Source organism: Mesorhizobium sp. M0768, from assembly GCF_040320195.1.
Lineage (GTDB): Bacteria > Pseudomonadota > Alphaproteobacteria > Rhizobiales > Rhizobiaceae > Mesorhizobium.
Genome location: NZ_JAMYPD010000066.1, coordinates 1 through 12,264, shown reverse-complemented (window position 1 = coordinate 12,264; position 12,264 = coordinate 1). Strand labels below are relative to the sequence as shown.

6 protein-coding genes are annotated in these 12,264 nt (G+C 57.4%); all 6 read left to right on the top strand.

Going from position 1 to position 12,264, the window contains the following annotated elements; all coding sequences use genetic code 11:
• Positions 1-441 precede the first annotated feature (441 nt).
• A complete protein-coding gene (locus tag NKI08_RS33960) occupies positions 442-6,165 on the top strand; it encodes an alpha/beta fold hydrolase (RefSeq protein WP_352775768.1) in 5,724 nt (1,907 codons plus the stop codon).
• Positions 6,166-6,870: 705 nt separating this feature from the next.
• Positions 6,871-7,305 carry a M20/M25/M40 family metallo-hydrolase gene (locus NKI08_RS33950; protein WP_352775765.1) on the top strand — a complete coding sequence of 145 codons (435 nt, stop codon included), beginning with the start codon at positions 6,871-6,873 and terminating at the stop codon, positions 7,303-7,305.
• 97 nt (positions 7,306-7,402) lie between these two features.
• Positions 7,403-8,509, top strand: coding sequence for an ABC transporter substrate-binding protein (locus NKI08_RS33945; protein WP_352775761.1), 1,107 nt, complete (start codon positions 7,403-7,405; stop codon positions 8,507-8,509).
• Positions 8,510-8,706: 197 nt separating this feature from the next.
• The gene (locus NKI08_RS33940; RefSeq protein WP_352775759.1) at positions 8,707-9,756 is read left to right on the top strand and encodes an ABC transporter ATP-binding protein; all 1,050 of its coding nucleotides are present in this window, start codon (positions 8,707-8,709) and stop codon (positions 9,754-9,756) included.
• A 19-nt stretch (positions 9,757-9,775) separates the two neighbouring features.
• A complete protein-coding gene (locus NKI08_RS33935) occupies positions 9,776-11,554 on the top strand; it encodes an ABC transporter permease subunit (RefSeq protein WP_352775756.1) in 1,779 nt (592 codons plus the stop codon).
• Between the two features lie 363 nt (positions 11,555-11,917).
• Entirely contained in the window at positions 11,918-12,172 is a 255-nt protein-coding gene (locus tag NKI08_RS33930) for a transposase (protein ID WP_352775753.1), read from the top strand.
• Positions 12,173-12,264: the final 92 nt, after the last annotated feature.

Here is a 12,264-nt window from a genome sequence, read left to right as displayed (position 1 = left end):
CAGTGACGTCAAATGTAATACCGGTGCGCATGCCCGATCGTCGCACATGCAAAAACCGATGGGAATCCAACATCGGACTCTTTTGTCTCGATCAATCCACTAGAGCGAGGTTCGTCGTCGGCGGCAAGAGCAGCGTCAGCGTGACAGCGTCTCGATGAGGTGGGCGCGCTCGTGTCAAATGTCAAATGCCAAGTATTGAATGTTGAAACTAGATCGTTGTAATGTCTAACGAGTTATAACTTAATTAACAAAAGTTAAATGACGTTTAACGAAGATAGCCTTCCCACATTCACTGTGCTCAGTTAAAAGTTAAATTAATTAGCGCCTATCAAATTCCAAAAGTCTCTGGATGGAGATATACACGGACCGAAGGCGTTCATTAATCAGTAATGTCCGCTTGGGAAGTGATTTCAGGCGGAATCTCGGTGGAGTGGTTGTGAGATGGAAAAAATTTCTGGTAAGGCCAAAGTACTGGTTAGTGTCGTAAAGAGTTCGCTTGATCCGTCGTATCGGATAATTTGTTTCCCTCACGGGGGGGGGGGCGTCCAGTCCTTCCGTAATTGGCCGGACTATCTCCCCGAGGACGTTGAGCTTATTTGCTTGGATCTTCCCGGGCGCGGCAAACGATCAGCGGAGGCCGCCATTCGCAGCATGGACGTACTGGTACCCATGGTCATCGAGGCGCTCAAGGCATACAGCGATAGGCCTTTTGTTTTCTTCGGCCATAGCGCAGGCGCCCTCGTGGCCTACGAGATTGCCCGCTCCCTGGAGAAGGCCGGTCGGGCATCTCCCTTCCACGTTGTCGTGTCTGCTCACCCGTCGGCCGATCTGCCCCCTGAAGAGCCGCCGATGTATAAATACTCGGATGATAAATTAACCGATGTTATCCGTACCCTTGGCATGGTCCCCAAGAAGGCGCTGACAAATGAGAAACTGCTACTGGAATTCATTTTGCCGCCCCTCCGGGCCGACTTCGAACTTGTGGAGACTTACGACCGAAACCTGCCAACGCCTCTCAAGGCTGCAATCACTGCAATGGGCGGAGTTAAGGACGAAATCAATACCAATGACCTAGACGGATGGCATCGGCTTACGACCTCGCGCTTCGCTCGGATTATGTTTGATGGCGATCACTTTTTCACTCATTCCATGACGGAGGAGGTGGTGTCTAGCCTCCTGCGCGAGGTTGGCGAGGTGAAGGGACAACTTCCAGCTTCGATCCAACACGGCGAGGTCTCCCCCTATAGTAATCTAACGCTGCATGAGCAATTCCGCAAACAAGCGGCTCTCACCCCCGACAGTCCTGCGATTGTTTCAGAGGCTGCGACCATCACATATCGTGAACTCGACGACCTAAGCGACATTCTGTCCAGGCACCTCCTCGGACATGGTCAGAGCCGAGGTTCCCGCGTTGGTATCCTGATGGATACTTCACCTGAATACGCTGTCACTTTGTTCGGTATTCTTAAGACAGGGGCTGCCTACGTCTTGCTTGACAAAGCACTGCCTGTCGCTGAGGTAAAGCGAATACTTGAGAAAGCAGGTGTTGAAATCGTTGTCACTAACCACCTTTTCGCAGCTAAGCTTCCGCCTGCCTGGTCTGGTATTGCGCTGTCGCTCGATGAGGGCTGGGAAGTACAACTTGGCAAGGCCAGCCCGGCCAGTCCGCAACCCGTGGATCTCGAGGCGCCGGCTGCGATTGTATTCTCGTCTGGCACGACTGGTGAACCAAAAGGCATCGTCTGTCCTCATCGAAGCGCTGTAGCCTCTTACCAGTGGCGCTATAGCGCGCTGCCATACGCATCTGATGAGCGTGAAGCGGTCAATCTCTTCGGAGACATAATGCGGCCGATTCTCGCCGGGCTTCCAGCCTATCTGATCCCTGATGACGTCATCTTCGATCCGAAGCAGCTGGCCGACTACCTGGAACGAAATCGAATTTCCAGAATATTGCTAACCCCTTCACTGTTGGATGTGCTTCTCAGCAGCGGCTTCTTCGACGTCCCTTCCCGCCTTTCGGATCTCCGATTTATCTACTTATCAGGTGAGGTATTAACGGCAGCGTTGCTGGCGCGTGCGAGGGATGCCCTGCCGCATGTCAGAATCATCAATTACTACGGCTCAGCGGAGGCAAGTGATGTCGCGCATATCGACTTGAGCGAGATCGATCTTGCGACAATACAAAAGGTCGCACCGGTCGGTCCGCCTCAGTACAATGTCAGTGTCTATATCCTCGGGGAGCAACGCGATCCCGTCCCTCTGGGCTTCTTGGGCGAGGTCTTCGTCGGCGGCGATGTCTTGGGTCATGGATATCTCGATAGCCCGGAGATGACACACGAAAGGTTCCTTCCCGACCCGTTCCGTGCTGAAGGCACGATGTTCCGCACCGGCGATGTTGGCCGCATGCTGCCCGGCGGCCAACTGGAGATTTTGGGGCGTTGCGCTTTCATGGTGAAGCTCCGGGGATACAGCGTCGTTCCAGCGTCTGTAGAAGCTGCTTTGCTTCGGTACGCCGGCGTTTGCTCCGCCGCCGTATTGCCGGAGCTCAGTCCGACGACCGGCCAGCCTGATCGGCTGATCGCCTATGTAGTCTTGCGGAATCCGAGCAAAGGGTGGCAGGCTTCTTTGCGGGCGTATCTGAAGTCTGAGGTGCCGCACTACGCAATTCCGTCAGAGTTCGTTGCTCTGACCGAATTGCCCATAGCGCCCAACGGGAAACTGGATCGGTCGCGCCTTCGCGGGCTCGCGCAAAAGGCGTGCGCTCCGGCGACCGGCACCGACGAAGTCGAACCGGCACTTCACGCAGCTTGGCGCGACCTTCTCCAGGCCGAGGCTGCAGATCCCGGCGACAACTTTTTCGACTGCGGCGGACACTCCCTTCTGGCTGCCCGTCTCTGCACGCAGCTTCGTAAGAGGCTGAAGGTGGAGCTCCGCGTAGTGGAGGTGTTCCTCAATCCGACTTTCAATGAACTAGCGGCTCTTCTCCGCAAACGAATTGGCGAGCAGGGGCGTCCCCAAATCGGCAAGCTCCCCAAAACACCGCCAGTCTTGCCGGACAGGCCGCATGTGAAGGTGTTGGACCGTCGACGCAGCCCCAGTATGGACATTGCGGTGATTGGTATGGCCGCGCGTTTTCCTGGTGCGGAGACCGTGGACGCGCTGTGGGAGAACCTCTGTCTTGGGGTGTGCTCGATCACCTCGCTGTCCATAGAGGAACTCAAGGCCCGGGGCATTCCGGAGGCTGTCCTGAAACGCCCCGATTATGTGCGCGTGGGCGCCCATCTCAACGATGTGGACCTTTTCGATCCGCATTTCTGGAACCTTTCGAGGCGTGAGGCTATGTTAATGGACCCGCAGCATCGCTTGTTTCTGGAATGCTGCTGGAAGGCCCTCGAAGCGGCCGGATATGCGCCAACCCAGCACGAAGGCCGGACCGGCGTGTTCGCGGGTTCATCCCTCCCCCTCTATCTACTACACCATTTGAAGGGAGGCGGCCTCATCGATCCCACCAACGCGCCGCTCGCTTTCCTGACGGAGATCGGCAACGAGAAGGACTACCTTGCCACGCGCGTGTCCTACATGCTGAACCTCAAGGGCCCAAGCATTGCGGTGCAAACCGCATGCTCAACTGGGCTGGTGGCAATTGCGGTCGCCACTCAGTCACTCGCGGCCGGGCATTGTGACATGGCGCTGGCAGGCGGCTCAAGCATAACCTTCCCTCAAGCGGGATATCAGTATGTCAAAGACTTCGTCAATTCTTCGGACGGCGTGTGCAGAGCTTTTGATGCCGATGCCAATGGCACGGTGTTCGGAGATGGGGTAGGGGTTGTCGTTCTCAAGCGCCTCGAAGATGCCCTGGCGGCGGCCGACCCAATCCACGCAGTGATAAAAGGATGTGCCATTAACAACGATGGCCACGCCAAATCCTCCTACTCAGCGCCTAGCGCGCAAGGCCAGACCGCAGTTGTGCGCCAAGCACTTGCCTCCGCGGCACTCGGCGCTGAAGACGTCGAATACATCGAAACTCATGGGACCGGCACCAAGGTCGGCGACCCGATCGAGGTCCGCGCTCTGGCAGAGGTTTTCGCGGGCCAACAGAAAACGGGCAACGCCTGCGCCCTCGGGTCAATAAAACCGAATATTGGCCATGCCAGCATCGCCGCAGGGGTCGCGAGCTTTATCAAGACAGTTCTTACCCTTCAGCACGGAGTGATCCCCCCGACCATCAATATCAACCGGCTGAACGAAGATCTGGGTCTGGAGGATACGCCCTTCTTCGTCAATGAGCAGCTCAGACCCTGGCCCCGTCCGCAGGGACGGCCGCGCACTGCCGGAGTCACCAGCCTCGGTATAGGCGGAACCAACTGCCATGTGGTGCTGCAGGAATGGGACAGCGACAATGCAAGGGCTTGGCCCGGATCGGTCGCACGGGGATCTCACGCCCTTTGCCTATCTGCAAAGACCCCGCCGGCACTAAGCCGGACCTGCCGGAATCTAGCCGCGTTCCTGCGACGTAACCGCGATATCGATCTTGGTGAAGTCGCGCACACACTACGTGTGGCGAGATGCCAGTTTGAGCATCGAACCGTCGTTGTGGCGCGCAACTTGGACACGGCCATCGCGAGGTTAGAAGAAGAGGTGGATCGAGTAGCTGATCGGACCCTTTCATCGCCGTCGATTGGGTTCATGCTGCCCGGCTGCGGAGCGCAGCACCCGCGAATGTTCAAGGACCTCTTTGATCACGTGCCTGACTTTCGCACGGCTTTCCAGGCTTGTGCCGTCGCTAGTCGCCCGGTTCTGGATCGTGACCTGGAGACGGTCATGTTTGGGGAAGACGACGAATATCGGACGGCTTCCTTCGAAGAAATCAATGTTATGATTTTCTCCGTGCAATACGCCATGGCGCGTTTGCTAGAACTGTTTGGAGTACGGCCCCGTTATCTCGTCGGACACAGCATGAGCGAATACGTTGTGGCTGCCCTAGCGGGCATCCTAAAAGTAGAAGATGCTGTTGGGCTGACGGTCGTTCGGAGCCGCGCGATGGCGAGTGGTGGTATCGATGGTGCTATGCTTGCGGTCGGATGCGGCCCCAATGAGGCTGAGCGTATCCTCACGGAGGACGCTTGGCGTGATCGAGCTGAAGCTGGCGAGATCGGCGTCGGTGTCGTGAACTCAAATACCAGCGTCGTGCTCACCGGCAAGCGGGAACTTCTGGAAAGGCTTCGGGAAAGTCTCGAACAGCGACAGATTCCCAATAACCTCGTTAATACCGCTGGCGTCCCCAGCCATTCTCCGCTGATGAAAGGAGCGACTGACGTCATCGACGCGCAGGTCCGCATACTCGAAAAGGGTCTGCCGAATGTCGCCATAGCTCTGAATTCAGGATCCCTGCATGGCGTGAAAGTACCCTTGCCGGAGAGCCACTGGGGTGGGCAAGCAACTCAGACTATCCGATTCGATCGCTCTATCCAGACCACGGTTGCGGCTGGTGTAACTGCGCTCATTGACCTTGGCCCTTCGCGCAATCTGGCGCGTTTCGCACATGGGGTGATCAATGCGGAGGATCGCGAGACCCGAATCCCATCGATTGTCCCCGCCGCGCGCGACGAGAACGATGAAGAGTCCGCTGACCGCCATGTTCTTCTTGAATGCCTTGGGGCACTCTGGGCCGCGGGTGTTGCGGTGGATTGGGAACGGGCCAGTGATCAATTGGAACCGTTTGGTACTCGCCGTCGCATTCCCCTTCCAACGTACTCATTCGACGGTCACCGATGCTGGCCGGACGATCAGCCTGCGAGCCCGACGGTTCCGCGGCAGCCCGGTGAGCGAGAACGGCAATGGGGGGGGGCGCTCACGACGCCAGACGAGCAGACCGAAGAAGACAAAAGACCTATTTCAAAAGAAGGCGTTGAAACAGAAAAGGATAACATATTGAGTAACACTGAGATGAAGAGGAGTTTCCTTGATGAAGTCAAAACTATTATTGGATCATACGAAATAAGTTTGGACGATAACTTCTTTGATGTTGGTGGAGATAGCCTTATAGCCGCAGAGCTACAAGCACATCTTGCTAAAAGTGGCAGTTGGAGATCGCCGCAATTGGATGAGATAGTTGAGGCGGCGACGTTCGGCGACCTATATGACCGGATATGCTGTGCCGCGTAGCGCCAAGACCCTCACCAAACTTACATATCTAGGGGCATGACCTAGAGTCTTCGGCTCAAATTGCCGGGAGACGCAGAAGTTGCGCATTTCGTAAAAGCCGGACAGGGGTTCCGCTAATTCCCGGACAGTGGTTTCGCTAATGTCGGGACAGTTTGGCGGCGACGGTCCTCGGGTGCCTTGTTGCGTTCATGGATGAGTGATTTCGCCGTTTTCGGTGCCGGTCAAGAGGGCACGCGACCGAGAAGCGCGGGTTCAAGAAGCGGTCGTGCGCGGATATGCCATCGGAATTCAGTGGATGGAGAGAACGACCAGCCTCAAACTGGGCAATGTACTCCAGCCCAACATGACCTTTCACGTGCATCTTCCTGGGTTGAGGAAGACTTCGGCTACGTGCTCAGCGAGAGCATCCGCGTCACCGAATCCGGCGTCGAGGTTCTCACAAAGGCACACGGGAACTTTTCGTGCTTCTCTGAGTCCGCAAAAACCGTGGATCAGCTTGGCGCACTACCAAAATCCCGAGCTCGTATATCGGATAGACAACACGGCGAGGTTTGTGACCGAAAAGTTGGCCTCATTCAGTATCAATCATATTGAAGCCGGAATGGAAGGCGGAGACGGACCGACGATCACCCCAAGGGCAGATATGGATGCCTTGCCTATACTTGAAACGCCAGAACCCTCTGGTCGTCGGCAATACATGGCAAAATGCACACATGCGGCCACGATGGGCATACGGCCATACTGCTGGGCACCGCCAAATACCTTGCGAATACGCGGAATTTCAAAGGTTCCATTGCCTTGCCTTGCCTTGCCTTGCCTTGCCTTGCCTTGCCTTTCCAGCCAGCGGAGGAGGATGGCCAGGGTGCCCAGAGGATCGCCGAAGAAGGGATTAAGGAACGTTTCGGCACTTCCCAGGTTTTCAGCATGCACAATCAGCCCGGCATGGAGGTCGGCGAGTTGGGCATTTGCGATGGCGCCTTCACGACAATATCGAACTCTTTCAAGCGCGGCCGCGATAGCGTTGCCTACATGCTGGAGGTGCGCCGGGCGCTTACATTCTTCTCGGCAACGGGTGCAACTGCTGGAGTGCACAATGCCGCATATGACTTCAACGATGAAGCCCTGATCTATGGTGGGTGAACCTAATCGAGACTGCGCCACCCGTCGGAAGCTGGAGTTTTGAGGAAGTAAACTTGGCCGATCTCGGTCAAGGCAACTAGAAAAAGGGGAACATACAATGAGCTTTTGGTTAAACCGCAGACGCTTCATGCAGACGACGTCGTCCGTCATCGCAGCCGGTGGGCTGTCTTCCGTGGCTGGTCGAGCTTTCGCACAATCATCAGGCGAGTTAACGGTTGTCGTGGGTGGCGGCGCTTGGGGCAAGGCCAATATAGAGGCCTATGTGAATCCGTTCGAAGTTGAGACTGGGTCAAAGGTGAATACGATTACCGACGAGCTTACCAGGACCCAGCTTGAGCTGATGGTGGCCAATAAAAACATTACGGTCGATGTGGCAGACATGGGCGCCGTTGCGGCGATTCCCGGATTTGCAAGAGGCCTCCTGGAAGAGATTGACTACTCGATCTACAAGAAGGAGGAGCTAGATGGCATCGTGGATTTCGGCAAGCAACCGTTTGGCGTTGCATCGCTGTTCTATTCCCTCAATATGGTTTACAACATCGAGACATTCTCGTCGGGCAAGCCTCGACCCACTACCTGGGCCGAGTTCTGGGACGTGAATAGCTTTCCTGGTGTTCGCACGCTTGTATCGGGTTCCTACGGAAATGGAGGTCCGTTTGAGGCAGCTCTGCTCGCGGATGGGGTTGCTCCGAATGCGCTCTACCCAATGGACATTGATCGTGCTTTCGCGAGCCTGGACAAGATTAAGCCACATGTCCGCAAGTGGTGGACGACCGGATCCGAGATCCAGCAGATGATGCACGATAAGGCTGCCGACATTATGCAAGCCTATGATGGACGAGCGCTTATATTGGTCGACGAGGGCGCGCCGATCGAGATCAATCGAAACCAGGCCAAGCTAATGTGGTCCTATTGGGTGATCACGAAGGGCGGTCCGAACGTGCAGAATGCTCAGAGATTCGTTGAATTTGCTACCCGCGCCGACCGCCAGGCGGCCTTCGCCCAGTTATTCCCTTCCGGCCCGAGCAACCTCAACGCCTACAAGACGATACCGGAGAAGGTAGCCCGCAACCTTGCCAGCTACCCCGAATACATGGCGAACAGTATTCCCGAAAATGATAAGTGGTACGCCGAAGTCGGATCGGACGGCATGTCGAATGCTGAGCGGCTCGTTCAGCGGTGGAACGAGTGGATTCTTCTATAACCCAAATTCCTCGATTATTCGGCAAGTCGACCACTCAAGTTCGTCGACTTGTCGATACTGAACATCTCGATGGAGCCACAATGTCGGACGTCCTCGTTCTCGAAAAGCAGGTCCACTCCGGGCGATCCAGTCATCATAAAAGCGGCGGGCATCACATTTATGCCGTCGCGCCCATGTAATTTGTAGAGGATAACGCATTGGATCAAAGCACGGCGCCTGCGCAGATCGAATTTCGAAACGTCACCAAGCTGTACGGCCATGTTGCCGCGGTCCAACATTTGTCACTGACGGTTCGTCGGGGGGAGTTCCTGACAATTCTCGGCCCCAGCGGTTCGGGCAAGACCACGGCGCTTATGCTGCTCGCTGGCTTCGTGGCGCCCAATGAGGGCGACATCGTTATCTCTGGTAACTCTGTCGCGGCGGTCCCATCCTACCGCCGTGACCAGGGCATCGTCTTCCAGAGTTATGCGTTGTTTCCGCACCTTACGGTGGGGCGAAATCTGGAATTTCCGCTCGAAATGCGCGGTATGAAGGCCGCCGAGAGGGCAACGCGGGTAGATCGAATGCTTGAGCGCGTTCATCTCCAAGAACTCGGCGGGCGCATGCCATCGCAATTGAGTGGCGGCCAGCAACAGCGAGTTGCACTTGCACGCGCGCTGATTGCCGATCCGCCGTTGCTCTTGCTCGATGAGCCGCTCGGCGCGCTCGACCGCAACCTTAGGGAGCAAATGCAGGGCGAAATGAAGCGCCTGCATAGAGAGTTCGGCATCACCACCGTCTGCGTTACTCACGATCAGGAGGAGGCTCTGACCCTGTCGGATCGCATAGTCGTCATGCGCGCCGGGCGGATCGAGCAGACCGACACGCCGGAGGCGCTTTACGACAAGCCTGCAACGAGCTTCGTGGCGAATTTTATGGGCGAGGCTAACATTCTCGAAAATCCGGGTTTCAAGGTCGAATTCGATGTCGCGCCTCCGGCGGATACCGTAGCCATGATCAGGCCGGAGCGTATTTGTGTCGCCACCCCCGCGGCACCGAAGCGAGCCGATGCGGACCAGCGCCAGTCCATTACCGGCACCGTCGATGACATGATCTATGCTGGTCCACTGCGAAAATACCGCGTGCGCGTAGGGAGCAGCATGCTGATCGTGCGCGAGCAAGTCGCCGCGGGGCAGCCGATCTTTCGACCTGGTGCCGAGGTAAGCCTCGACTGGTTGCGATCTGACGTCCGCTTCGTCGTCGCTTGACACATACAAGGCTGGATAAATGCACTTGTTTCGCAAACTGAGTCGGATGCCAATTGGGCTAACTGCACCTGCCTTCGCAATACTGCTCGCCGTCTTTGGTATACCGATTATTCTGCTCTTCCTGACCAGCCTCAACGCGCCGGCCTTCTCCGTCGCCAATTATCAGGCGTTTTTCGACCAGTCGGCGAATGTCCGCGTGCTCTTTCAGACCATAGAGATGAGCGCGGTGGCCACCGTCACCTGCGTCATCATCGGCTATCCCACGGCCTATCTGATCGTGGCTGCCTCCACGCGCATGCGCATAGCGCTCATTGTGCTCGTTATGATCCCCTATCTCACCAGCGGATTGGCGCGCACTTATGCATGGATCGTGATCCTCGGCGATCGCGGCCTGATCAACAACCTGCTGCTTGACCTCAATCTTGTCTCGAGCCCGCTACCGCTAATCTACAACCGTGCCGCCGTCTATATCGGTATGGTGCACATTATGCTGCCCATGATGATCTTGCCCCTGGTCAGCGTCATGATCGGCGTCGACAAGTCACTAATGGCAGCCGCACGCACCATGGGTGCGCGTCCCTTTGCAGCCTTCTGGCGCGTGTTCTTCCCGCTTAGTCTGCCGGGGGTGCGCAGCGGCTCGGTGCTGGTCTTCGTGTTCTGCCTTGGCTTCTACATCACGCCGGCGGCTCTCGGCGGCTTACGAGACGCCATGCTCTCGAATTTCATCGCGACGCAGGTCTCGAGCTCATTCAACATGGCGCGCACTGCCGCCTCCGCCTTCATCCTCCTGGCGATCGCTGTTGTCGTTCTCTCTATGGTCGGTCTCGATCTTTCCCGCACACAGGGCCACCCGACGCAACCTTCGCGGGAGTCTTGGCTGAGACGCCTGTCGTGCTTCGGCGCATGGAGGCGCCATCTCAATGAGCTTCCCATTCCATCTCGGGCGAAGCGCTGGACAGCCCAACTCTACCAGGCCGGCGGAGACAACCGGTGGTCGAAGATCGTCGGAGCGGGATTTGTCGCGCTGATTATGGTCTACCTGCTGTTTCCTGGCTTCATCGTCATCATCATGTCGTTCAGCGCCGGGATGTTTCTGGAATTCCCGCCCTCAGGGCTTTCACTGCAGTGGTACCGCTCCTTCTTCGGCGATCCGGGTTGGTACGACGCTGCCTGGACCAGCATTCGGATCGGCTTTCTGGTCGCCACCCTGTCGACCGTCGTTGGCACGCTGGCGGCCTATGGTCTTAGCCGAACCCTTCCGCAGCTGCGCGGCGTCCTGACCATGATCATCTTGACGCCGATCACTTTTCCTGTCATCGTCGTCGGCAACGCGACCTATGTTGGGCTAGTCAAATTCGGACTGATCGGCTCGGCGACAGGCACCGTCCTTGCGCATAGCATCGGCGCCATTGGTATCGTGGTCGTGATTGTCTCGTCGACGCTGGCGAATTTTGACCGTCGTCTGGAGCAGGCGGCGATGAGTATGCGTGCGCGGCCCTATCAAACTTTCATGAGGGTGACCCTACCCCTGATTAGGCCGGGCATCCTAGGCGGCGCCGCATTCGCGTTCCTCCACTCATTCGATGAATTAGTTATTACGTCGCTGATCGGCGGCCTTTCGGTCCGTACCTTGCCTCTAAAAATGTGGGAGACCATACGGCACGATATCGACCCAACAATCGCCGCAGTGGCATCGCTGCTGATGCTTCTGCCGATACTCTCATTAATTGTGCTCTATGTCACTTGGTGGCGGTCAAGGCAAATGGCTCTTCGCGCGGTTGCGGAGCCGGCAACCTGAACCTCAGGCCTTCGGCCTCGGTTGCCGCTCTTTGGGGCCCTCGGATGGTCCCATGCACTCACGGCCTCCGGCGTGTATCTTCCCAGGAAGGGGATAACTGGACCTCGTGGCTGCCGCCATCGCCCTGAGGGATCCCCCCTTGGTGCACGACGCCACCCCCTCCGAGCGCCAGAGACGGAGCTGCGTGGTCGGCTGCGTGACCTCGCGAAGGAGCGCCGGCGCTTCGGCTATCGACGGCTGTTCATTCTGCTCAGGCCCCAGGGCGAGAGATACCCTCCGGCGAAGGCCGCCTTGCGAGAGGACGGCACGGTAGCGAGGCTGCGCTCTTAAGGTCGCCCTTACGAGCGAAGTTAGCAGCACAGCATGAGCCATGTGACGTTATTGACCGGGCCTGAGCGTCGTCGTCGTTGGCGTGAAGAGGATCAGTGCCGGATACTGGGCGCGGCATTCGCGCCCGGGGCCACAGTGGCGGCGGTAGCGCGTCAGTACGATGTCGCGACCAGCCTGATCTATAAGTGGCGCCGCACGGTGAGAGCCCGCGAGACGGGCTTTGCCGAAGTTGTCGTGGCTCCCGATGAGCCTGTCGCCGTTTCGCGGCCGGCGGCATCCCAGCGGTGATCGAGCTGGAGGTCGCCGGCAAGGTGCGGCTGCGGATTCCGCTGACCACGCCGCCAACACTGGCGGCAGCGATGGTGAAGGCGCTGGGCGTT

Bases quoted from the DNA above. Each gene is read 5' to 3' on its own strand.
- NKI08_RS33960 (WP_352775768.1), top strand. From the start codon at position 442: ATGGAAAAAATTTCTGGTAAGGCCAAAGTACTGGTTAGTGTCGTAAAG.
- NKI08_RS33950 (WP_352775765.1), top strand. From the start codon at position 6,871: ATGCACACATGCGGCCACGATGGGCATACGGCCATACTGCTGGGCACC.
- NKI08_RS33945 (WP_352775761.1), top strand. From the start codon at position 7,403: ATGAGCTTTTGGTTAAACCGCAGACGCTTCATGCAGACGACGTCGTCC.
- NKI08_RS33935 (WP_352775756.1), top strand. From the start codon at position 9,776: ATGCACTTGTTTCGCAAACTGAGTCGGATGCCAATTGGGCTAACTGCA.
- NKI08_RS33930 (WP_352775753.1), top strand. From the start codon at position 11,918: ATGAGCCATGTGACGTTATTGACCGGGCCTGAGCGTCGTCGTCGTTGG.